This window comes from Pseudarthrobacter lactosi (assembly GCF_055412785.1).
The window spans coordinates 860,613-882,550 of record NZ_JBVAYS010000001.1 but is presented as its reverse complement, the minus strand read 5'-3'; the positions used below and the strand labels follow the sequence as shown (position 1 = coordinate 882,550).

22 protein-coding genes, 2 tRNA genes and 1 other RNA gene are annotated in these 21,938 nt (G+C 64.8%); 14 read left to right on the top strand and 11 right to left on the bottom strand.

Annotation, left to right across the window (positions count from 1 at the left end; genetic code table 11):
• Position 1: 1 nt before the first annotated feature.
• Positions 2–1,438 carry an NADP-dependent phosphogluconate dehydrogenase gene (gene gndA / locus ACZY0Q_RS04070; RefSeq protein ID WP_463914932.1) on the top strand — a complete coding sequence of 479 codons (1,437 nt, stop codon included), beginning with the start codon at positions 2–4 and terminating at the stop codon, positions 1,436–1,438.
• Positions 1,439–1,559: 121 nt separating this feature from the next.
• On the top strand, positions 1,560–2,393 hold the full coding sequence (locus tag ACZY0Q_RS04065) for an oxidoreductase (protein ID WP_463914931.1): 834 nt from the start codon (positions 1,560–1,562) through the stop codon (positions 2,391–2,393).
• Positions 2,394–2,408: 15 nt separating this feature from the next.
• Here the strand turns inward: ACZY0Q_RS04065 and epsC are convergent, their stop codons facing one another.
• The 3 genes from epsC to msrA all read right to left on the bottom strand — a co-directional run bounded on the left by epsC (position 2,409) and on the right by msrA (position 4,558).
• A complete protein-coding gene (gene epsC, locus ACZY0Q_RS04060; protein ID WP_463914930.1) occupies positions 2,409–2,993 on the bottom strand; it encodes a serine O-acetyltransferase EpsC in 585 nt (194 codons plus the stop codon).
• 39 nt (positions 2,994–3,032) lie between these two features.
• Positions 3,033–3,968 carry a cysteine synthase A gene (gene cysK, locus ACZY0Q_RS04055; protein WP_185263766.1) on the bottom strand — a complete coding sequence of 312 codons (936 nt, stop codon included), beginning with the start codon at positions 3,966–3,968 and terminating at the stop codon, positions 3,033–3,035.
• A gap of 65 nt (positions 3,969–4,033) precedes the next feature.
• A complete protein-coding gene (msrA, locus tag ACZY0Q_RS04050; protein WP_463914929.1) occupies positions 4,034–4,558 on the bottom strand; it encodes a peptide-methionine (S)-S-oxide reductase MsrA in 525 nt (174 codons plus the stop codon).
• A 99-nt stretch (positions 4,559–4,657) separates the two neighbouring features.
• Between msrA and ACZY0Q_RS04045 the strand changes: the two genes are divergently transcribed.
• Both ACZY0Q_RS04045 and ACZY0Q_RS04040 read left to right on the top strand, forming a co-directional pair.
• Positions 4,658–5,581: a Nif3-like dinuclear metal center hexameric protein gene (locus ACZY0Q_RS04045; protein WP_463914928.1), complete on the top strand. Its 924-nt coding sequence runs from the start codon at positions 4,658–4,660 to the stop codon at positions 5,579–5,581.
• Positions 5,582–5,759: 178 nt separating this feature from the next.
• A complete protein-coding gene (locus ACZY0Q_RS04040) occupies positions 5,760–6,515 on the top strand; it encodes a zinc ribbon domain-containing protein (RefSeq protein WP_463914927.1) in 756 nt (251 codons plus the stop codon).
• Here the strand turns inward: ACZY0Q_RS04040 and ACZY0Q_RS04035 are convergent.
• Entirely contained in the window at positions 6,512–7,276 is a 765-nt protein-coding gene (locus ACZY0Q_RS04035; RefSeq protein ID WP_463914926.1) for a YaaA family protein, read from the bottom strand. The two genes, ACZY0Q_RS04040 and ACZY0Q_RS04035, sit on opposite strands and share 4 nt — an antisense overlap.
• A gap of 57 nt (positions 7,277–7,333) precedes the next feature.
• Between ACZY0Q_RS04035 and rnpB the strand changes: the two genes are divergently transcribed.
• The 4 genes from rnpB to ACZY0Q_RS04015 all read left to right on the top strand — a co-directional run bounded on the left by rnpB (position 7,334) and on the right by ACZY0Q_RS04015 (position 10,670).
• Positions 7,334–7,720, top strand: an RNA gene (gene rnpB, locus ACZY0Q_RS04030) — RNase P RNA component class A.
• Positions 7,721–7,987: 267 nt separating this feature from the next.
• Complete coding sequence (locus ACZY0Q_RS04025; RefSeq protein WP_463914924.1) at positions 7,988–9,466, top strand: glyceraldehyde-3-phosphate dehydrogenase; 1,479 nt, start codon at positions 7,988–7,990, stop codon at positions 9,464–9,466.
• A gap of 77 nt (positions 9,467–9,543) precedes the next feature.
• Positions 9,544–9,747 carry a hypothetical protein gene (locus ACZY0Q_RS04020; RefSeq protein WP_463914922.1) on the top strand — a complete coding sequence of 68 codons (204 nt, stop codon included), beginning with the start codon at positions 9,544–9,546 and terminating at the stop codon, positions 9,745–9,747.
• A gap of 125 nt (positions 9,748–9,872) precedes the next feature.
• The gene (locus ACZY0Q_RS04015; RefSeq protein WP_463914920.1) at positions 9,873–10,670 is read left to right on the top strand and encodes an HNH endonuclease family protein; all 798 of its coding nucleotides are present in this window, start codon (positions 9,873–9,875) and stop codon (positions 10,668–10,670) included.
• Positions 10,671–10,679: 9 nt separating this feature from the next.
• Here the strand turns inward: ACZY0Q_RS04015 and def are convergent, their stop codons facing one another.
• The 3 genes from def to orn form a co-directional block, all read right to left on the bottom strand.
• On the bottom strand, positions 10,680–11,252 hold the full coding sequence (gene def, locus ACZY0Q_RS04010) for a peptide deformylase (protein WP_463914918.1): 573 nt from the start codon (positions 11,250–11,252) through the stop codon (positions 10,680–10,682).
• A 115-nt stretch (positions 11,253–11,367) separates the two neighbouring features.
• Positions 11,368–11,440: transfer RNA gene (locus ACZY0Q_RS04005), tRNA-His, on the bottom strand.
• Positions 11,441–11,567: 127 nt separating this feature from the next.
• Positions 11,568–12,200, bottom strand: coding sequence for an oligoribonuclease (gene orn / locus ACZY0Q_RS04000; protein WP_463914917.1), 633 nt, complete (start codon positions 12,198–12,200; stop codon positions 11,568–11,570).
• 162 nt (positions 12,201–12,362) lie between these two features.
• Between orn and mptB the strand changes: the two genes are divergently transcribed.
• Positions 12,363–13,919, top strand: a complete 1,557-nt coding sequence (gene mptB, locus ACZY0Q_RS03995; protein WP_463914915.1) for a polyprenol phosphomannose-dependent alpha 1,6 mannosyltransferase MptB — start codon at positions 12,363–12,365, stop codon at positions 13,917–13,919.
• Positions 13,920–13,934: 15 nt separating this feature from the next.
• Here mptB and ACZY0Q_RS03990 read toward each other — a convergent pair whose 3' ends face one another.
• On the bottom strand, positions 13,935–14,720 hold the full coding sequence (locus ACZY0Q_RS03990; RefSeq protein WP_463914913.1) for a DNA alkylation repair protein: 786 nt from the start codon (positions 14,718–14,720) through the stop codon (positions 13,935–13,937).
• Between the two features lie 132 nt (positions 14,721–14,852).
• Between ACZY0Q_RS03990 and map the strand changes: the two genes are divergently transcribed.
• Positions 14,853–15,617, top strand: coding sequence for a type I methionyl aminopeptidase (gene map, locus ACZY0Q_RS03985; RefSeq protein ID WP_463914911.1), 765 nt, complete (start codon positions 14,853–14,855; stop codon positions 15,615–15,617).
• Between the two features lie 11 nt (positions 15,618–15,628).
• Here map and ACZY0Q_RS03980 read toward each other — a convergent pair whose 3' ends face one another.
• Positions 15,629–16,381, bottom strand: coding sequence for an alpha/beta hydrolase (locus tag ACZY0Q_RS03980; protein ID WP_463914909.1), 753 nt, complete (start codon positions 16,379–16,381; stop codon positions 15,629–15,631).
• 2 nt (positions 16,382–16,383) lie between these two features.
• Complete coding sequence (locus tag ACZY0Q_RS03975; protein ID WP_463914908.1) at positions 16,384–17,472, bottom strand: LacI family DNA-binding transcriptional regulator; 1,089 nt, start codon at positions 17,470–17,472, stop codon at positions 16,384–16,386.
• A 177-nt stretch (positions 17,473–17,649) separates the two neighbouring features.
• Here ACZY0Q_RS03975 and ACZY0Q_RS03970 point away from each other — a divergent pair, with 177 nt between their 5' ends.
• Genes ACZY0Q_RS03970 through ACZY0Q_RS03960 form a run of 3 tightly spaced genes read left to right on the top strand, consistent with a single transcriptional unit; the run spans position 17,650 to position 20,869 of the window.
• Positions 17,650–18,819, top strand: coding sequence for a Gfo/Idh/MocA family protein (locus ACZY0Q_RS03970; RefSeq protein WP_463914906.1), 1,170 nt, complete (start codon positions 17,650–17,652; stop codon positions 18,817–18,819).
• Positions 18,819–20,033: a dihydrodipicolinate synthase family protein gene (locus tag ACZY0Q_RS03965; protein ID WP_463914904.1), complete on the top strand. Its 1,215-nt coding sequence runs from the start codon at positions 18,819–18,821 to the stop codon at positions 20,031–20,033. The genes ACZY0Q_RS03970 and ACZY0Q_RS03965 overlap by 1 nt, the downstream gene beginning before the upstream one ends.
• The gene (locus tag ACZY0Q_RS03960) at positions 20,030–20,869 is read left to right on the top strand and encodes a sugar phosphate isomerase/epimerase family protein (RefSeq protein WP_463914902.1); all 840 of its coding nucleotides are present in this window, start codon (positions 20,030–20,032) and stop codon (positions 20,867–20,869) included. Before ACZY0Q_RS03965 ends, ACZY0Q_RS03960 begins: the two co-directional genes overlap by 4 nt.
• A gap of 114 nt (positions 20,870–20,983) precedes the next feature.
• On the opposite strand, the gene ACZY0Q_RS03955 is transcribed toward ACZY0Q_RS03960, so the two are convergent.
• Positions 20,984–21,056, bottom strand: a tRNA-Arg gene (locus tag ACZY0Q_RS03955).
• A 214-nt stretch (positions 21,057–21,270) separates the two neighbouring features.
• On the opposite strand from ACZY0Q_RS03955, the gene ACZY0Q_RS03950 reads away from it, so the two are divergent.
• Entirely contained in the window at positions 21,271–21,852 is a 582-nt protein-coding gene (locus tag ACZY0Q_RS03950) for a single-stranded DNA-binding protein (RefSeq protein WP_463914900.1), read from the top strand.
• The last annotated feature ends 86 nt before the right edge of the window (positions 21,853–21,938 follow it).

Sequence of the window (21,938 nt, the reverse complement as noted above, 5' to 3'; positions counted from 1 at the left end):
GATGTCTGCACACATCGGTGTCACCGGCCTTGCGGTGATGGGCGCCAACCTGGCCCGCAACCTGGCCCGCAACGGCTTCACCGTTGCCCTGCACAACAGGTCTGTCGAAAAGACTGACGCGCTGCTGGCAAAGCACGGCACGGACGGCGACTTCGTCCGTACCGAAACGCTGCAGGAACTTGTTGATTCCCTGGAGAAGCCCCGCCGCGTCCTGATCATGGTCAAGGCCGGCAAGCCGGTTGACTCCGTGATCGAGCAGCTTGAACCACTCCTGGAAGCCGGCGACATCATCATCGACGCCGGAAACTCCCATTACGAGGACACCCGCCGCCGCGAAGCAGCGCTGGCGAAGAAGGACCTGCACTTCGTGGGCATCGGCGTCTCCGGTGGTGAGGAAGGTGCCCTGAACGGCCCGTCCATCATGCCCGGTGGTTCCAAGGAGTCCTACGACGCCCTGGGCCCGCTGCTGGAAAAGATCGCCGCGCACGTCGACGGCAAGCCCTGCTGCGCCTGGATCGGCACCGACGGCGCCGGCCACTTCGTCAAGATGGTCCACAACGGCATCGAATACGCCGACATGCAGGTCATCGGCGAAGCCTTCGACCTCCTCCGCTCCGGAGCAGGCATCGAGCCAGCCGACCAGGCCAAGATCTTCGAAGACTGGAACAAGGGCGAGCTCGCCTCCTTCCTCATCGAAATCTCCGCCGAGGTCTTGGGCCACGTTGACACCCGCACCGGCAAGCCGTTCGTGGACGTTGTAGTGGACGCCGCAGGCCAGAAGGGCACCGGACGCTGGACGGTCATCTCCGCGCTGGAGCTTGGCTCCCCGACGTCGGGCATCGCCGAGTCCGTGTTCGCCCGCGCCCTGTCATCGCAGACCGAGCAGCGCAAGATCGCCCAGGAACTGCTCGCCGGTGAGGAAATCGCCGTCGACGTTCCGGACACCTTTGTTGAGGACGTCCGCCAGGCGCTGTACGCCTCCAAGCTGGTTTCCTACGCCCAGGGCCTGGACATGCTGACCTCCGCAGCCAAGGAATACGGCTGGGACCTCAAGCTGGACGAGATCGCCTCGCTGTGGCGCGGCGGCTGCATCATCCGTGCAAAGCTGCTCAAGGAAATCACCAAGGCCTACGCCGCCGAAGACAAGCCGGCCAACTTGTTGTTCGCCCCGGCGTTCACCAAGGCCATCGCCGAGGTCCTGCCGGCATGGCGCCGTGTGGTCTCCACCGCCGTCCAGCTCGGCATCCCCGTGCCGGTCTTCTCCTCGTCACTGGCCTACTACGACGGTCTGCGCCGCAAGCGCCTGCCCGCCGCAGTGATCCAGGGACAGCGCGACCTCTTCGGCGCGCACACCTACGGCCGCGTCGACGCCGAGGGAACGTTCCACACCCTCTGGGGCGAGGACAAGTCCGAAATCGAAGCAGTGGACACGCACTAATCATCACGCTCTGATTGCATCAAGCTGCACACCCTGCGGCCGGCACTTCCCGGATATTCTGGGGACTGCCGGCCGTTGGTGTTTCCGGCTGTTGTGGTGTCCGTCCATCCAAGGAGTCAGAATGCCCAAGCCAGTCGCATTAGTTACGGGAGCATCCGCGGGTATCGGCTTCGAGGCGGCGAAGAAACTCAGCAGCCACGGGTTCATCGTCTATGCTGGCGCCCGGCGGGTGGACAGAATGGAGCCGCTGAAAGCCCTGGGCATCCAGGTCCTGGAGCTGGACGTAACCGACGACGATTCGATGCGCGCCGCCGTCGGCCGTGTCCTGGAAGAGCGCGGGCGGATCGACGTCCTGGTCAACAACGCCGGCTACGGGTCCTACGGGGCGCTGGAACAAGTGGACCTGGCCGAAGGCCGCCGCCAATTCGAGGTGAACGTCTTTGGCCTTGCCAGGATGACGCAGCTGGTCCTGCCGGCCATGCGGAGTGCGGGGCGGGGCAGGATCATCAACATCTCGTCCATCGGCGGCAAATTCTATGAACCCCTCGGCGCCTGGTACCACGCAACTAAGTTCGCCGTAGAGGGCATGAGCGATGCACTGCGGCTGGAACTCAAGCCGCACGGCATCGACGTCGCCATCATCGAACCGGCAAGCACGCTCAGCGAATGGGGCCGGATTTCCGCGGACGGGCTGCTGGCCAGCAGCGGCGAGGGGCCGTACGCTGCCCAGGCGCAGCACATGGCGGATGTCCTGGCATCCACCGACAGGCCTGAAACGTCAACGCAGCCAGCGGTGGTTGCGGCGTCTGTCCTGCACGCGGCCACGGCCGCACGTCCCCGGACCCGGTATCCGGTGGGCAGGGGCGCGGCGGCCATCCTGGGCCTTCGGCGGGTCCTGCCGGACCGAGTCTACGATGCGGTGGTCACGGCAGTCCTGAAGCGTGTAGCCGGGTAGGGCTGCGGCCAGGGATCAGATCCGGTATTCGATGTCGTACTCGGCCGGATCCACTGCGGGCTTGGTTTCGCGCTGGGCATCACGGTGGCGCCACTTCGCGGGCACTCCGGTAACAATCGATTCCGGCGGAGCGTCCTTGACCACCACGGCATTGGCGCCCACAGCGCTGTCCCGGCCGATGGTGATGGGTCCCAGGATCTTGGCTCCGGCACCGATGGTGACCCGGTCCTCAATGGTTGGGTGGCGCTTGACCTTGGCCAGGGAGCGGCCACCCAGCGTGACCCCGTGGTAGATCATCACGTCTTCGCCGATTTCGGCAGTCTCGCCGATGACCACACCCATGCCGTGGTCGATGAAGAAGCGCCGGCCCACCGTGGCGCCGGGATGTATCTCGATTCCCGTTAGGAAGCGGCCCAGCTGCGACACCAGCCGCGCAGGGAACCGCAGCCCCGGGGTTTGCCACATATGGTGCGTCAGCCGGTGGATCCAGATGGCGTGCAGCCCGGAATATGCGAAAAAGTTCTCAAAAGAACCTCGAGCCGCCGGGTCGTGTGACCGGGCGGCGTCGAGATCTTCCTTTAGTCTTGCGAAAAAGCCCACAAAGTTCTTTCTACAGGAAACGGGGCGACAACGGACTGATCAGCCGCGGATGTCGTCATAGAGCACGGTGGAGATGTAACGCTCGCCGAAGTCACAGACAACCGCCACGATCAGCTTGCCGGCATTCTCCGGGCGCTTGGCAAGTTCCAGTGCGCCCCAAACGATGGCGCCGGAGGAGATGCCGCCGAGGATGCCTTCCTTGACGCCAAGTTCACGGGCGACCCGGACGGAGTCCTCCAGGGTGGCGTCCAGGACTTCGTCATAGACGTTGGTGTCCAGGATTTCCGGGATGAAGTTCGCGCCGATGCCCTGGATCTTGTGCGGGCCGGGAGCGCCGCCGTTCAGGATGGCGGAGTCCTTCGGTTCGATGGCAACAATCTGGACCTCAGGATTACGCTCCTTCAGGACCTGGCCGACGCCGGTGACGGTTCCGCCGGTGCCGATGCCGGCGACGAATATGTCCACCTTGCCGTCGGTGTCTGACCAGATTTCCTCGGCGGTGGTGGTGCGGTGGATCTCAGGGTTGGCCTCATTGGCGAACTGCTGGGCCCAGATGGAGTTCTCCGTGTTGGCCACGATTTCCTGGGCCTTTTCCACGGCGCCGCGCATGCCCTCGGAACCGGGGGTCAGGACAATCTCGGCACCGAAGGCCCGCAGCATAACGCGGCGCTCGGTGGACATGGTTTCGGGCATGGTCAGGATGACCTTGTAACCGCGGGCAGCGCCCACCATGGCCAGGGCGATGCCCGTGTTGCCGGAGGTGCCTTCGACGATGGTGCCGCCGGGCTTAAGGGCGCCGGACTTCTCGGCGGCGTCAACGATGGCCACGCCGATGCGGTCCTTGACGCTGTTGGCCGGGTTGTAGAACTCCAGCTTGACGGCCACAGTGGCGCCCAAGCCCTCGGTCAGCCGGTTCAGGCGGACCAGCGGAGTGCCGCCGACCAACTGCGTTACATCGTCATAGATCCGTGCCATGTAGATATGCCTATCTCTCAAGTGTGAATGCTGAGGTCAGCCTAACGATGGCTGAGCGGCCGCTGCTAAGCATTAAGCCACGCAGAGTAATATTTCCTGGCCTTGGCGAGCTTGGGGTTAATAATCACCTGACAGTAACCCTGCTCGGGATACTTGCCGTAATAGTCCTGATGGAAGTCCTCCGCCACATGGAACCGTGGCAGCCGGCTGACCTCGGTCACAATTGGGTGCGACCACAGCGCCTGGTTCCGCTCAATGGCTTCCTCGAAGAGAATCTTCTCCTCGGTGGTCTCATAGAACATTGACGAACGGTATTGCGTGCCCACGTCGTAGCCCTGGCGGTTGAGCGTGGTGGGATCATGCAGCGCGAAGAACATGTCCAGGATGACTTCGGCCGGGATGACCGACTCGTCAAAAGTGACCGCCACGACCTCAGCGTGGCCCGTGGTCCCGCCGCAGACGGAGTAGTAGTCCGGCTGTGGGTCGTGGCCGCCCGTGTAACCGGAAATCACCGACGTGACGCCCTTCGTTATTTGGTAGACAGCGTCAAGGCACCAGAAGCAGCCCCCGCCAAGAACAAAAGTTTTCATGACCTCTTCAATGGTTGAGCGCGCCGGATGATTCCCTGACCACCCTACGAGACTTTGAAAGATGCCGGGCAAACGGCCTGATGGGGTAAAACTGAGACTATGGAATCTGCAGACACCGGCGTTACAGATGCGGACAAGCACGGCGACGGAACCCTTTCGGGGGAGGACGCCGCAGCGGATGGTCCGGCTGCTCCCACGCTGGGTCAGGTGCTGCTGGCGGTAGAGGAACTCTGGCCCGAGTCGCTGGCCGAGAACTGGGACGAAGTAGGGCTCGTGGCGGGCCACCCGTCTGCGCCCGTTACCAGGGTGATGTTCGCCGTTGATCCCACGCTCACGGTGATCGAAGAAGCTGTGGAATGGGGTGCCGGGCTCCTCATCACCCACCACCCGCTGCTCCTCAAGGGCGTCACGTCGGTGGCGGCCACCACCGCCAAAGGGCAGGCCATCCACCGCCTCATCGAGTCTGGAACTGCACTGCTGACCGTCCATACCAACGGTGATTCCGCCGTCGGGGGCGTTTCCGATGTCCTTGCCGATGCGCTGGGACTCGAAGGCGTTGTCCCGCTGACGGTGGCCGCGAACGGACTGCCCGAGGAAGGCATCGGACGCGTGGGTGATCTGGCGGACGTGATGAGCCTCGGCGATTTCGCTGCCCGGGTGTTCGGCATCCTGCCGGCGGTGGCTGGCGGAGTCCGTGTGTCCGGGGACAAGGACGGGCTGGTGCGGCGCATTGCTGTATGCGGGGGCGCGGGGGATTCGCTGTTCAACGAGGTGCGGGCCAACAACGCCGACGTCTATGTCACCGCAGACCTCCGCCACCATCCGGCGTCCGAAGCCCGTGAAGCGGCAGTGAACGGCCGGCCGTACTTGATTGACGTGTCGCACTTCGCCAGCGAATGGCTGTGGCTGCCCGCTGCGGCTTCGGCGTTGGGCAATGTGCTCACCGATCAGGGCCACGACGTCGAGATCCAGGTAAGCATCACCAACAGCGATCCGTGGGACTTCATTCTGACTCCGGGCTAAGCCAGGCGTGCGAAGTCCGTCGCCGGGCACACACCGGCGAGGGACCCACACCGAGCGCAGCGAGGTCTGGGAGCCAGCGGGGACCTAGCGAGGCAGGGGAGCACGCCAGGCGCTAGAGTCTATAGAGCGCCGATACGGTGCCCGGCTTCGGCCGGATTGGATTTAGCGGAGGTAAATAGTGGCCAAGGCAGCACCGGCGGAACAGTTGAAGTTGCTCGAACTGCAGGGGCTGGACGCAAAGCTCAGGTCCCTGTCCAACCGCCGCCGCGCCTTGGAAACCGATCCCCGGATCGAGGACCTGCAATCGGCTCTGTCCGTCGCCAACGGTGAACTCGGCTCCGCCAAGATGGCCGTCCACGATGCCGAAGCCGAGCTCAAGCGCGCCGAGGCCGACGTCGAACAGGTCGCTTCCCGCATCGAACGCGACGAAGCACGGCTCAACAGCGGGACGGGGCTGTCAAAGGACCTTGTGGCTCTGCAGAAGGACATCGCGTCGCTGAACAAGCGCCGCTCCGACCTTGAAGACGTGGAACTGGAAGTCCTGGAACGCCTGGATTCGCTGCGCGAGCGTCAGGCTGCCCAGCAGCTCATCGTGGACAACGTCCAGGGCTCCTTCGGCGGCATCCGTGCCGAACTGGATGAAGCGCTTGCCGAAGTGGCCGCCGAAGCGACCGTTCTCCGCGGCAAGCGTGCCGAATTCGCTGAGGGACTCGACGCCGGGATGCTGGCCATCTACGAAAAGACGCTGGCGAAGCGGGGTGTAGGCGCCGCCCGGTTGTTCCACGGAACCTCTGAGGCCTCCGGAATGAAGCTGAGCCCCGGGGACCTCGCCGAGATCAAGGCCGCCGCCGAGGACGACATTGTGTTCTGCCCGGATTCGGGAGCCATCCTGGTGCGCTCGGCCGAGTGGAACACGCCCGCCCCGGCTGCCTAGCCGGGCAGGATGATGTTCAGCGTGTGCGGTTTCCGTGCTGAACCATCGACCAGCTCGGCGTCCCATTTTTCGCGTGTGGCCTTCAGTACCTGCCCCGGGGTCTGCGGGGCGTTGCCTCGCCGGGCCAGCAGGTGCCGCGCCAGCTCGCCGCGGGTGTGCTTGGCGAAGTGGCTGACCACCTTGCGCACGCCGTTGACCTCCGTAAAAACATTGACGGCCACCGTCTGGGCCGGCGGCGGGGCCCACGCGGCGGCATAGGTGCTGGAGCGGCAGTCCACTAGCAGATGCCCGGACACCGACTCCGCGAGGGCCGCCGAAATCTGGGGCTTCCAGAACGAGGCGAGGCGGCCGACGTCGGGCAAAGCCGTTCCCATCGACAGCCGGTAGGCGGGCACACTGTCCGCGAAGCGGATGGCGCCCCAAAGTGCAGAGATCACCAGCACCGAGGCATCGGCCTTCCGCCGCTGCGCCGGCGTCAGGGTCTTGTAGCCGAGGGCGTCGTACAGAACGCCGGAATAGATCTGGTGTGCCGGGGCCGCCGGTTCGGCGTGGAGCCGGGTATTGCGTTCGACGTCGTCCTGCAGCGATGCGCCGACGCCCAGTAGGGCGAGGGCATCCTCATGTGCGCTGACCGTCCCCAGCGCCTCCAGGACTTTGGCCCGGTAGGCGTTGAGTTCGGGAAAGCTCAGTGACGGCCAGTCGACGGCGGACCCGCGGACCGCGGGGGTCTTGCCTTCGGACGGGGGAAGCAAAATCAGCACCGTACGATCCTACCGGCGACGGCGTCGCCTCCCACCGGCGGTAGACTTGGCTGCGGATGGGTTGACTAGGCGGCCGCGCGTCACGCAAGTGGCTCGAGGAACGTCCGGGCTCCGCAGGGCAGGGTGGTGGGTAACGCCCACTCGGGGTAACCCGCAGGCCAGTGCCACAGAGAACAGACCGCCTGCGTCTTCCGGCAACGGAAGCTCAGCAGGTAAGGGTGAAACGGTGGTGTAAGAGACCACCAGCTTCCCGGGTGACCGGGAAGGCTAGGTAAACCCCACCCGGAGCAAGGCCAGACAGGACACGTTTGAGGGCTGCCCGCCCGAGTGTCCGGGTAGGCCGCTGGAGGGCGTCGGCAACGGCGTCCGTAGATGGATGGCCGCTACTCCCGCGCTGGTAACGGCACGGGAGCACAGAACCCGGCGTATCGGTCAACCCATCCAACACCCCCGCCGGGCACGGACCAGCCACGCATGTGAGTGATTTCACGCTGGTTGCGGCGGTCCGCGGGTCCGCTCCAGCCTAGAATGGATAGCGAACGTAGAAGTTCTGCCGCCGGGTCTGCGTTCGCAGCCGGTGGCTTTTCTTTACGCTTCTCCACGGCACCCGGGATGGACCGCATCCCGCCGGTGCCAGAGCCCCTGGACAACATCAGGTGGCCGCCAACCGCGCACGAGGACGTACGCGGCTGAACCGAGGAAGGTAGTTCTGTGAGCCAGACGTCAGATTCTTGTCTTGATACGTGGATGGGCCGGGAGGCTCTCGCCGAGGCCATGATTCCGGTGATTGGCCGGCTGTACCGCGAAAACAACGTGGTGACCAGCATTCACGGCCGCAGCCTGATCAACAAGTCCACTATGAACATCCTCAAGGCGCATCGTTTCGCCCGCCGTATGAGCAACACCGAACTCCTGCTCGAAGAGACCGCACCGCTGCTGAATATCCTGGCGGAGCTGGAGCTGGGTGCGGCGGCCATTGACGTCGCCCGTCTGGCGGAGAAGTTCAAGGCAGAAGGCGAAGACGCCACCCTGGAAGAGTTCCTCCGCGCCGAGCTTGCCGAGGTAGTTGGCAAGCGTGGTGGCGATGACCGCACCAGCACCGACGTCGTACTGTACGGCTTTGGCCGGATCGGCCGCCTGCTGGCGCGCCTCCTCATTGAAAAGGCCGGCGGGGGCCACGGCCTGCGCCTGCGCGCCATCGTGGTGCGCCGCGGCTCGGACAAGGATCTCACCAAGCGTGCCAGCCTCCTGCGCCGCGACTCGGTCCACGGCTCCTTTGAGGGAACCATTCGCGTGGACGAGGACGCCAACACCATCACCGCGAACGGTGTCCAGGTCCAGGTCATCTACTCGGACAACCCCGCCACGATCGACTACACCGCCTACGGCATCACCAATGCCCTGGTGGTGGACAACACGGGCCGCTGGCGCGACGCCGAGGGCCTGTCCCAGCACCTGCACAGCAAGGGCGTTGCGCGCGTTCTCCTGACTGCTCCGGGTAAGGGCGCGCTCAAGAACATAGTTCACGGCATTAACCACGGCTCCATCGAGGACACGGACCAGATTGTGTCCGCAGCGTCGTGCACCACGAACGCCATCACCCCGGTCCTGAAGGCCATCAACGACAAGTTCGGCGTGATCCACGGCCACGTTGAAACCGTCCACTCCTTCACCAACGACCAGAACCTGATCGACAACTTCCACAAGGGCGACCGCCGCGGCCGCTCTGCCGCGCTGAACATGGTCATCACCGAAACCGGAGCGGCCACTGCTGTGGCGAAGGCACTGCCCGAACTTCAGGGCAAGCTCACCGGCAGTTCCATCCGCGTCCCCACCCCGGACGTCTCGCTGGCCATCCTGAACCTCAGCCTGGAAAACGGCACCACCAAGGATGAGGTGAATGATTACCTCCGCCAGATGTCCCTGCATTCGGACCTCCGCAAGCAGATTGACTACATCGATTCGCCCGAGGTTGTTTCCACGGACTTTGTTGGCTCCCGCCGTGCCGGCATCGTTGACGGCCTCGCCACGATCTCCAACGACAAGAACCTGATTCTTTACGTTTGGTACGACAACGAGTTCGGCTACAGCTGCCAGGTAGTCCGGGTTATGGAAGAGATGGCCGGCGTCAACCCGCCGGCGTTCCCCGCCAAGGAAGCCGCTGCCGCCTTGGCGGCAATCGCCGTCTAGTCCGTTTGCCGGGCCGGCCACCCGACATTCCCGGCTGATTGCTGGAATCAGCCGGGAATCGGGACCACACTGGTGGCATGGATAACGAAACTCTCCACGAGACCACCCTTGAACACGCCCTCGACGTCGCCAAGGCCAACCATAAAGAAGCCATCCGGCTCCTGGAACAGGCGCGCGCGTCCCGGGCTTCCGGCGATGTCGGCGACGACCGGGTGCGGCAGCTCGAAGGCCTCCTCCAGGTTGCCGAAGAAGACCTGCACCGCGTTGCCCGGGAGCAATAGCCGGCCCCAGCGGTAGGCGGCCTACCCGGGCCACTCTTCCTCCACATTGTGGATAACCGTTTCGGTGTCAGTGGGGTGACCTAGGCTCGTCTGGTGCAGGACATTTACGGAAGAGCTGGTTACCCATGAGCGTCAGCTGGCGCGCCTACCGCCGTGCCCGCCGCCGCTCGAGGCAGGCCTGGGCATTGCTGGCGGTGCTGGCCCTGTCAGCCGTGGGCTCTGCGCTTTGGTTTTTCACCGCAGGCCAGTTCGCAGCGGCCGAACCAGCAATCGAAGGGCCCAGCGAGGCGCCTGTTTTCGACGGGACCTGGATGAAACCGGTGGTCCCGGTTCACGCTGTACCGCAGGGGAGTGCCAGGGCCGCTCTCGACGGGCTGCCGGTCAAGGGCCGGGCTCCCAAGGACAACTACCAGCGGGATGCCTTCGGGCAGGCCTGGCTGGACGTGGACCGGAACGGCTGCGACACCCGCAATGACATCCTCCGCAGGGACCTGACCGCTGTGGGCTTCGCAGAGGGGTCCAAATGCAGGGTAGCGTCGGGGGCCATCCAGGAGCCATACACGGGGGCAACCGTGGAGTTCCGGCGTGGCCCGGAAAGCAGCAAGGAAATCCAGATCGATCACGTCGTGGCGCTCGGTGACGCGTGGCAGAAAGGCGCACAGGGGCTGACTCCGCAGCAGCGCCAGAGCCTGGCCAACGATCCGCTGAACCTCATCGCCGCGGATGGTCCCGCCAACCAGCAGAAGAGCGCAAGCGACGCCGCTACCTGGCTGCCGAAGAACAAGAACATCCGCTGCCATTACGTTGCCCGCCAGATCTCGGTGAAGGCGTCCTATGGGCTGTGGGTCACGCAGCCGGAGAAAGATGCAATGAAGCGGGTCCTGGACTCCTGCCCGGGCCAGCAAACCATCAGCGCCCGGTAATGAGCAGGCTCAGTGGCCGAACGGGTCCGGATCCACGCCGGGCATCCAGGTCAGCCCTGGCACGCCCCAGCCGCTCTTCTTGGCCAGTTTCATGGCCTTCCGTGCATAGCGGTCCATCAAGCGGTTGACGTAAAGCTTTCCGTCGAGGTGGTCGTACTCGTGCTGGATCACCCGGGCGAACCATCCGGTCGCTTCGAACTCAACGGGCTGCCCGTAGCCGTCAAAGCCTTCCACCCGCGCCCACTCCGCACGCTTGAGCGGGAAGCCGCCGCCGGGGAAGGAGAGGCAGCCCTCTTCCTCTTCCTCGGGGTCCGGCAGTGCGCCGGAGATCTTGGACAAGGTCAGCACGGGGTTCACCAGGACTCCGACGGGCGGGGCGCCGTCTTCATTGGCGTACTTGTAAACGAAAATTCTTTTGCCAACACCAACCTGCGGCGCCGCCAGTCCCACGCCGTTGGCAGCATCGTTGGTTTCAAACATGTCCGCGATCAGGGTGCGCAGCTCGTCGTCGAACACCTCCACTTCGGCGGCGCGGCGGTGCAGCACCGGTTCTCCCCAGACGGTGATTGGCAGAACTGTCATCTCAGGCGGCCCTTCGTGCGTGCGGCGTGACGCCGGCGTTATGCAAAAAAATGGAGGCCGTACCGGATATCCGGTACGGCCTCCAACTGGACGGCTGTTACTGCCGCCCTGTGAGGGTGAGCTACGGGGGTTGAACCCGCGACCTCCTGGACCACAACCAGGCGCTCTGCCAACTGAGCTAAGCCCACCATGTGCCCGCAGATTCCCGATGATCAGGTGCTCTGGAAAGGCAACTCAAATAGCTTACCTGCTGTTTGAGGGTGCTTGTGCCACTTTTGGGGTTTTTGCGAAAATTTCCACCAAACGTGGTGCAGATTACTCTTCCGGGGTCTCTGCCGTACCGGGCGTGGCCGTGATGCGCTGGGCGACTTCGCGGGCAGTGGCGCTGTCAGGCCCGGGAGCCGGAACAAAAACCGCCTCGCGGTAGTAGCGGAGCTCGTCGATCGAATCCTGGATGTCCCCCAGGGCGCGGTGGCCGCCCTTTTTGGCGGGGGACTGGAAGTACGCCCGGGCGAACCAGCGGCGGGAGAGTTCCTTGATGGTGCTCACGTCGATTACGCGATAGTGGAGGTGCTCCACCACGGCCGGCATGTCGCGGGAGAGGAAGACGCGGTCTGTTCCCACGGAGTTGCCGCCCAGCGGTGCCTTGCGCGGGTCCGGCACCCACTTTTCGATGTATTCCATCACGGCGGCTTCGGCCTCGGCCATGGTCTTGCCGTGCGGCAGTTCCTTAAGCAGCCCGGACCGGGTGTGCATGTCCCTGACGAAATCGTTCATCTGGGCGAGGGCAGCTTCTTCGGGCTTGATCACCACGTCCACACCGTCGCCGAGAATGTTGAGCTCTGAGTCCGTCACCAGCGCCGCCACCTCGATCAAGGCGTCGTTCTTGATGTCCAGGCCGGTCATTTCGCAGTCGATCCAGACGATGCGTTCGTTAGATATAGGCACCGGACCAGCCTACCGTTTAGCTCCGGCGCAACCGTCCGATGCTAGGATTTCGGGTACATGGGGGCGAGGATTTTGCCGCTGTGCTGTGCCTGCGCGGCCCGGGCGGCCACTGCCGCCCGCGGGGTTGACGCGCCGAGTGTAAAAAGATTGGACGATCCTGAGATGACGGCGCCTGTGCCTGCAACGGGGGAGATGGCCGCCAGCGTGATCCCGGAGCCAGTTGCGGCGGAAGTTGATAACGCCAGGTCCCCCATCCTTGCCGGTCTTGTTGGCTCGGTCCTTATGGTGTTCGGATCCCTCGGCGTCGGCTGGCTGGCCCCCGTGTCCGAACTCCGCCGGGTACCGATCTTCATCTGGATGCGCACGGAGGCCATCGGCGTTGCCTTGGCCATCGTGCTGGTTGCGGTTGGCGGGATGCTCCTGGTCCGTTCCTGGCTGAGGCTGGGCCAGCGGGTGCGCGTGTGGGGGCCGGCGGCGCGAAAGGCTACCCTGCAGGCCATCGCAGCATGGGGCCTGCCGTTGATGTTCACCGTCCCGCTTTTCAGCCGCGACGTGTATGCCTACATTGGTCAGGGCCGGCTGATGGTGGAGGGGTTTAACCCCTATGAGAACGGCATCTCGGCATTGTCCAACTATTTCCAGCTTGGCGCCGACAAACAGTGGACTGAAGCCCCTGTGCCGTACGGCCAGCTGTTCCTGTGGATTGAGCAGTTCGTGGTCTGGTCCACCAACGTCCAGCCCGAGGCCAGCGTGATGCTTTTCAGGCTCGTTGCGCTGTTCGGTGTGGTCCTTTGTGTTATCTATGTGCCCAAACTGGCCGAACTTCACGGCGTCAACCCGCACCGCGCCCTGTGGCTTACCGCCGCCAACCCCCTGTTCCTCACCAACTTCATCGCCAGCGTCCACAACGATGCCCTGATGATCGGGTTGGCCCTCGCCGGACTGTATTACGCGGCCACCAGGCGCGTGGTGCTGGGCATAGTCCTTGTCACCCTTTCCATCGCGGTCAAGCCCATCACGATCGTTTTCCTGCCGTTCATCGGCCTGATCTGGGCAGGCAAGAACGCCGGCTGGCCGCGGAAATTCGTGTTCTGGGGACTGACCGGAGGGCTGAGCCTGGCCATTCTGTATGGCCTGAGCCTGGTCAATGGTTTCGGCTTCGGCTGGATCAACGGGCTGTCCGCCCCCGGCAGCCTCTTCATCTGGTACGCGCCGGTGGGCCTGGTGGGGCTCGTGATCGCTTCCGTTTCGAATGCCTTCGGCCTCGACGGGTGGACGCTCGCAGACTGGGTGTTCGACGCCGGCAAACTGCTTGCCGTAGGCGTCGTCGCCTTCCAGATCTTCAAGGGTGAGCACAACCGCCTGATTCGCCGCCTCACCTTGGCTTTTGCGGCCATTGTGGTGCTGGCCCCGATGATCCAGGCCTGGTACGTGGTGTGGCTGATCCCGCTGTTTGCGGTGACAGGCATCCGGAACGACTGGCAGGTCAAGGCCCTGTATTTCATCGTGTCGTTCTTCATGATCTACGCCATTTCCGACCAGCTGGAGGTATTTCCCTACCTTCAGACGGAGGACCTGGGACTCGCCCTCGTCCTGGCCCGCTTCGCGGCCGCAATAACGGGCCTGCTCTTTGCCATGTACCTGATCTTCATGGATCCGGACACAAAACGGCTTTTCCGGAAGTCGGCCGAGCCGGTGACCGAACGCCCCGTCATCTAGTCTCCGCGGGCGCCGTTATCCGGCGCCGGTGACTCCCGGCGTCGTGCCCTGTTCTAGATGCCGCATGGCTTCCTTGCGGGAAAGCGGACTCAAATGGGTCCCCTTTTCCAGAACGAAATTCCGCACCCACTCCGGGTCCGTTTTCGCGTATTCACGAAGCGCCCAGCCGATGGCCTTACGGATGAAGAACTCCGGGTCCGCCAGGTTCGGCTCGATCACCGCCCGCAACAGGTCCTGATCCGTGCGGGCCTTGGCTTTCAACTGCGAGGTGATGGCCGAGCGCCTGATCCAGAAGTCCTGGTCGGTGCTCCAGGCCAGCAGCAGTTCGGTCATCGTGCGCGGGTGGGCCTGCAGAAGCCCGCCGATACGGTGCGACACACCGTCCACGAAGTCCCACCAAGCGCCGGTGCGGATGATCTCCTCGTAGACAGGGAGCATCAGCTGGTCACGGGCCACCAGCCGGAGGCCGGTCAGGTCGATGGCCGCATAGCGTTCCTCGCGTACCGTGGAGCCGCGCCATAGCTCAAGCACTGTGGCCCTCAGCTGGCCCGCCGACGCAAAGGGATGGACGGCGGCAGCTGCCAGCGCCATGCGCCTGACTTCCGGGACACGGACGCCCAGCGACGGCAGGGCGGACTTCATGTACGCCTGCGCTCCAGCGGCCCGCACCGGGTCCGTCCGCTCCCGCAGCGCCGCGCGGACAGTGTCCAGCAACTCGCGGTTCGGAGTATCCGTGGCAGGAGCCTTCGTGTCCAATGGTTCCTTGTCCGGCGATTCCCCATGCGGTGGTAATCCGTGCATGGGTGCAACTGTAGCGAGGCGCCGGCGGCGTGGATGCCGGCCGCTCCGTCCCCAGCAGGACGGCTCTAGAGTGGGACGAGACAAACTGCACGTTCCCTTGGTCCGTGCCATCCGACGTCGGAGGTTCGCTGCATGTCCATGATCAAGACTCCCGAGCAGATTGCCCTGATGCGCGAAGCCGGGCGGGTGGTGGCCACCACGCTGGCGGCGGTGCGGGAGGCGGCCGGAGTGGGCGTCACCCTGCGTGACCTCGATGCGCTGGCCGCCGAGACGATTGCCGCGGCGGGAGCCACGCCGGCCTTCCTGGGCTACCACCCGCGCTGGGCCTCAGTTCCGTTTCCAGGAGTGATCTGTACCAGCGTGAATGACGCCGTGGTCCACGGCATCCCCGGTGGATACATACTCCAGGACGGTGACCTGCTCAGTGTGGATTGCGGGGCCTTCCTGGACGGTTGGTGCGGCGATGCGGCCATCAGCTTCATCGTGGGAACACCTGATCCTGTGGACCAGGCCCTCATCGATGCCACGGACGCCGCCCTGGCACGCGGGATTGAGGCGGCCCGGATCGGCAACAAAATGGGGGATCTTGCCTACGCAATTGGCGGCGCCGCGCGGCGGGCCGGCTACGGTCTGCTGGCTGACCACGGCGGCCATGGCATCGGCCGCACGATGCACGCCGAACCGCCTGTGCCTAACGACGGCAGGCCGGGGCGGGGGATCAAGCTCACCGACGGGCTGGTCATCGCCATCGAACCCATGCTGATCCTGGGGCGCAAGGACGATTACTACCACGACGACGAATGGACCCTGCGTTCAGCCAACGGCCGCCGGGCTGCCCACAGCGAGCACACCGTGGCCATCACTGCTGACGGCCCGGTGACCCTCACGCTTCCGTAGCTGCCGATGGTTCAGGCAGTCAGTTCAGCCGGAACTGCGGTCCATCCCATCCTGCCCAGCCAGGCCGCACACAGGGATGTCCATTGGTCCGGTCCCGGCAGTTCCAGGGCCAATCCGAGGCCATGGCGGCCCTGCGGAAAAACATGGAGTTCCGCCGGGACGCCGGCGCTGATCAACGCCCCCGCATAGGAGAGGCTGTGGCTGACGGGTACCGCCGCATCATCGGCGGTGTGCCACACAAAAGCAGGCGGCGTGGTGGCCGTGATCTGGAGATCTGGAGACAGTGCCCGGAGCAGATCGTCCGACGGTGACCCGCCCGCTAAGTTGTCCACTGACCCCTGATGGACCGCGTCCGTGAAGGATACAACCGGGTAGCACAGGACCGTCAGGTCCGGAACGGCAGCCGCGACATCCAGGGAGGGATTTCCGGTGGCGACCGCCGTCGACAGCGTTGCCGCAAGGTGGCCGCCAGCCGAGAAGCCGAGGACGCCCACCCGCGTGTTGTCCACCGCAAGGCCAAGGGCGCCCTCGCGGATCGCCAGAATGGCCTCCTTGCCGTCCTCCAAGGGCGCCGGGTGGCGGTGCGGGGCGACCCTGTACCGCAGCACATAGGCATGGATCCCCAGCGCGGCGAACCACTCGGCAACCGGCTCTGACTCGTGGTCGGCCTGTCCTGCATACCCTCCACCCGGAAGGACCAGAACCGCTGGGCGCGGACCTGGATTGCCGCGGGCAGGCACGGCAGTCAATGAACCCGGGAGCATTCTCAGGCCACCGACTCAACGCTGCCCGGCTGCACAGGTTCCGTGCTTCGCCGCAGCGTGACCTGGCCGGTTATCGGAGAAGATCCGGCGTCACCGTCGGCCGTTCCTGCCGCGCTGCGGGCGGCCTGCCGGCCAATTTCCTCTAGGGGAAGGTGCACCGTGGAGAGGGCCGGGCGGAAATCGCGCAGGGTCTCAATATCGTCGAAACCGGCCACAGTGGCGTCGCGCGGAATCCGCAGTCCCTGGGAGCGCAGCGCGGCTGCGGCCCCGATGGCCATAACGTCGTTGACGGCAAAGATGCAGAGCCTTGTTGCCCTGCCCCCGGACTGCGACGCTGTGATCCGGGCAGCCAGGGCGAGGCCGGCCTCGAAGCCGCCGGCACGGTTGAAGTCAGTGCGGATGACGTCCGCGGCCGGCAGGCCTGCGTCGGCCAGGCCACGCTGGAACCCCCGGATCCGGTCGTCGGACGTAAACAGCCCTTCCGGGCCACCGATGATGACAAAGTCTTCTTCCCGTGACGCGGCCAGCTCGGCGGCGAGCTGCGCGGCCAACTCCTCATTGGGCACACTCACCACGTGGTAGCCGTCGGCTGCCGTGGCGCCCACAATCCCGTGGCCGATCACGCCCACGTGGCCGCCGTTGCGGCAGTAGCGGTCCAGTTCCGCAGCGAGTTCAGCGTTGCCGTCCCGGTCCTCGACTCGGGAAGTCCGCGATCCGGCGATCACGATGGAATCGGCGCGGCGTGCGGCGAAGGCAGCCACGGCTTCCTTCTCGTTTTCCGGAGCGCCCTCGGTGGTGGCCAGCAGCACCATCCTGTGCTGTTCCCTCGCGGCTTCCTGAACGCCGCGGGCTATGGCGGCAAAGTACGGATCGGCGATGTCGTGCACAATCAGCCCGATCAACCCGGAGCTGGACTTCGCCAGTCCCTGCGCCTGCGCGTTAGGAATGTAGCCGAGGGATTCGGCGGCCTGCCGCACGCGGTCCGCAATGTCCTTGCCGGGTATCCGGGCGGAACCGTTCAGCACGCGGGAGGCGGTGGCCGGTGACACGCCCGCCAACCGGGCCACCTCGGTGAGGGTACTTGCAGCCACAGCTTCTCCTGTTCGTACGGATTTTCAGCGCAAAGGGCACCGACTTCAGTATGGCAGTTTGGAGATACCCAGGGAAAGCGCTTGCCATTATGCGTTGACCGGTGGATGATGGATGCAGTGGGAATGCGCTTTCCCGATTCATCTTGAGTAACACTGCTCACTCACCGTGGAGGACACATGGGCTTCGAAACAAAGACGATCCGCATCGCCATGAACGGCATCACCGGCCGGATGGGTTACCGGCAGCACCTGCTGCGTTCCATCCTCCCCATCCGTGACGCCGGAGGCTTCACGCTGGAGGACGGCACCAAGGTCCAGATTGAACCTATTCTGGTGGGTCGCAATGAAGCCAAGATCCGCGAGCTGGCCGAGCTGCACAAGGTGGCCGAATGGACCACGGACCTGGATTCCGTGATCAACGATCCTTCGGTGGACATCATCTTCGATGCCTCCATGACCAGCCTCCGCGCCGCCACCCTGAAGAAGGCAATGCTGGCCGGCAAGCACATCTTCACCGAGAAGCCCACCGCCGAAACCCTCGAAGAAGCTATCGAACTGGCACGCATCGGCAAGGAAGCCTGCGTCACGGCTGGCGTTGTGCACGACAAGCTGTACCTCCCCGGCTTGGTCAAGCTCCGCCGTCTGGTGGACGAGGGCTTCTTCGGCCGCATCCTCTCCATCCGCGGCGAATTCGGCTACTGGGTCTTCGAAGGCGACGTCCAGGCTGCCCAGCGGCCGTCCTGGAATTACCGCAAGGAAGATGGCGGCGGCATGACCACAGACATGTTCTGCCACTGGAACTACGTCCTCGAAGGCATCATCGGCAAGGTCAAGAGCGTCAACGCCAAGACCGCCACCCACATCCCGGCCCGCTGGGACGAGGCCGGCAAGGAATATAAGGCCACCGCCGACGACGCCTCCTACGGCATCTTCGAGCTCGAAACCCCGGCCGGCGAGCCGGTCACCGGCCAGATCAACTCTTCCTGGGCAGTCCGCGTCTACCGCGACGAGCTTGTGGAATTCCAGATCGATGGCACGCACGGCTCCGCCGTTGCCGGTTTGAACAAGTGCGTTGCCCAGCAGCGCGCCCACACCCCCAAGCCCGTCTGGAACCCGGACCTGCCTGTCACGGAATCCTTCCGCGACCAGTGGCAGGAAGTTCCCGCCAACGCCGAGCTGGACAACGGCTTCAAGCTGCAGTGGGAAGAATTTCTGCGCGATGTTGTGGCTGGCCGCGAGCACCGCTTCGGCCTGCTGTCCGCCGCCCGCGGCGTGCAGCTCGCCGAGCTGGGCCTGCAGTCCAACGACGAACGCCGCACCATCGACATCCCGGAGATCACACTCTGATGACGTCCTTGATCCTTCCCTCCGACGACGGCGGCACCCGCGAGTACCGCCTCCAGGGCGGCGTGTCCTGGGCCCGCCCCACCGCCCCGCTCACGTCGCGGCGCGCCTACGCCGCCGCGCACGTCATTCCCGAGGTCCTGGCGGACAACACACCCGGGGCCCCGGCCACCCTCGACTGGGACGCCACCATGGCGTACCGGCATGAACTCTGGTCCTACGGCCTGGGCGTGGCCGATGCCATGGACACCGCGCAGCGCGGCATGGGCCTGGACTGGGCCGCAACCCAGCAGCTCATCAAGCGCACCGGTGTGGAGGCCGCTTCCGTGGTTTCCTCGGGCAGCGCCGCCACCGCCGGCAAGACTGTCCGCGACCTCGTCTCCTGCGGCGCCGGCACCGACCAGCTGGACCTCGCCACACTGCCCACGGGCAACGCAGGTCTTGCCGCCGTCCTGGACGCCTACCGCGAGCAGATCGCCGTTGTCAGCGAAGCCGGACCCAAGATCATCCTGATGGCCTCCCGGGCGCTTGCCCGCGTGGCCACCGGTCCGGACGACTACCTGCACGTTTACTCCACGTTGCTGCAGGAAGTGGACCAGCCCGTCATCCTGCACTGGCTCGGGACCATGTTCGATCCCGCGCTGGCCGGTTACTGGGGTTCGGACGACGTCGCCGCCGCGACCGAGACGTTCCTGTCCCTGATCCGGGAGCACACGGACAAGGTGGATGGCGTGAAGGTCTCCCTGCTGGACGCTTCCCACGAGGTTGCCCTGCGCGCTGCCCTTCCGGAAGGCGTCCGCCTCTACACCGGCGACGACTTCAACTACCCGGAACTGATCGACGGCGATGGCAGCCACCACTCTGACGCGCTGCTGGGCATCTTCGCCGCGATCTACCCGGCGGCTTCGGTTGCGCTGCAGAACTATGACGCCGGCAAAGCTGCGGAAGCGCGCGCCATCCTCGACTCCACCCGGGAACTGGGCAAGCACATCTTCAGCGCCCCCACGTTCTACTACAAGACCGGGATCGCCTTTATGTCCTGGCTCAACGGCAAGCAGCCCGGCTTCCAGATGGTGGGCGGCCTGCACTCCGGCCGCTCCGTGGTGCACCTGGCCAAAACGTTCGAGCTCGCCGACAAGGCAGGGCTGCTGAAAGATCCGGCCCTGGCCGCGTTCCGGATGTCCGACTACCTGCGCATCAACGGAGTGGGAGTATGAGCGACTTCTCGCGCCTGGCGATCAACAGCGCCACCACCAAGAAATGGACCCTCGCGCAGGTCGTCGAAGGCTGCGTCAACGCCGGCATCCCGTCGATCGGCCCCTGGCGCGACCGCGTTGAGGAAGCAGGGCTGGACAAGGCCGCCAAGCTGATCAAGGACGCCGGTCTCCGGGTCTCCTCGCTCTGCCGCGGCGGATTCCTGACAGCGGCCGACGCCGAAGGCCAGGCCGCAGCACTCGCGGACAACCGCGCGGCGATCCTCGAAGCCGCGGCGCTGGACACCCGGGAACTCTTCCTGGTGGTCGGCGGACTGGCGCCGGGGGAAAAGGACGTGGTGGCTGCCCGCCAGCGCGTCGCCGACCGCCTCGCCGACCTTGTTCCGTTCGCCTCCGAGAACGGGATCCGGCTGGTGCTCGAGCCCCTGCACCCGATGTACGCCGCTGACCGTGCCCTGATCTCCACTCTGGGACAGGCTTTGGACCTCGCAGCCCCGTTCGACACGAAGGATGTAGGCGTCGCCGTCGACACCTTCCACGTCTGGTGGGATCCGGAGCTCAAGGCGCAAATTGAACGCGCTGGCCGGGAAGACCGGATCGCCTCCTACCAGGTGTGTGACTTCAACATGCCGATCGCCGCGGATCCGCTGCTGTCGCGCGGATACATGGGCGACGGCGTCATTGACTTCGCCACCATCGGCACCTGGGTCCGCGACGCCGGGTACACCGGCGACATCGAAGTCGAAATCTTCAATCAGGAGATCTGGGACACGGATGGCAATATCGTCCTTTCCACGGTCAAGGAGCGCTTCGCGGAACTCGTCCTGCCGTACGCCTGAGAAACGGCAATTTCACGCCAGTCACACGATGAAAAAACACCCCAGTCTGCTGACCGGGGTGTTTTTTGCTGACCGGCGCATCCGTCAAGGACGTGCCAACTCATCATCATTTTGTGCCCCAGGAGGGAATCGAACCCCCGACCGGCGGATTAGAAGGCCGCTGCTCTATCCCCTGAGCTACTGGGGCACGTGGCGCCAGGACCAGAGATCCGGCGCATCAAAAGTTTACATGGCCCTACGGTGCGGACGCGTCACCTGGGCGCGCTGCTGGTACTTCTCCTCAACAGGGCAGGTTCGGGAAGGGTTGTGCACATACGCGAACTTGTCCCTCGCGGCCCGGTGCTGTCCGCGCGAAGCTGGTTCTGCCGCTAAGGCGCCACCTTTCGAGACAGGACAAGATGATGACTGACTATCAAACATTCCGGGGCTTCGTTGCAACGGATGTCAAGACCTCCACAACTCCGGGCGGCGTTGGCACAGCCTCGTTCCGCCTCGGTTCAACGGCACGGCGTTTTGACCGCGCTACCAGTACCTGGGTGGACAGCCACACCAACTGGTTCAACGTCCAGGGCTACCGGCAGCTGGCCGGGAATATGGCCTGCAGCATCAAGAAGGGCCAGTGCGTCATCGTTGTGGGCCGGCTCAAGCTGCGCAGCTGGGAGAAGGATGGCCGGGTCTATCATTCGGCCGAAATCGATGCGGATTCCGTGGGGCACGACCTCAAGAGAGGCTCGGCCAACTACATCCGCACCAGCGACACCGGAGCGCACCTCGTCTCAGACAACGGTGCGGCAGGGCAGGATGCGGCAGCGGACGCCAGCGGCATCGGCCCTGCTGATCCTGACGACGACGGTGGCGACCCGGAAGAAGGGGAGCACACGGACGATGACGCCGCAGCGTTGGGAGTCTTCCACGAGGACGCGAACGGCAACCACATCCCGGTGGACGCTGAAACGGGCGAGCTCGCCGGAGCCGCCGTCTGAAAATGCGGGCGTTGGATACCGCACGGGACACGGGCGGAACCCGGCGCCGGCAGTCGGCCGGTGCCGGGAGGGTTCCGTCCCGCGCT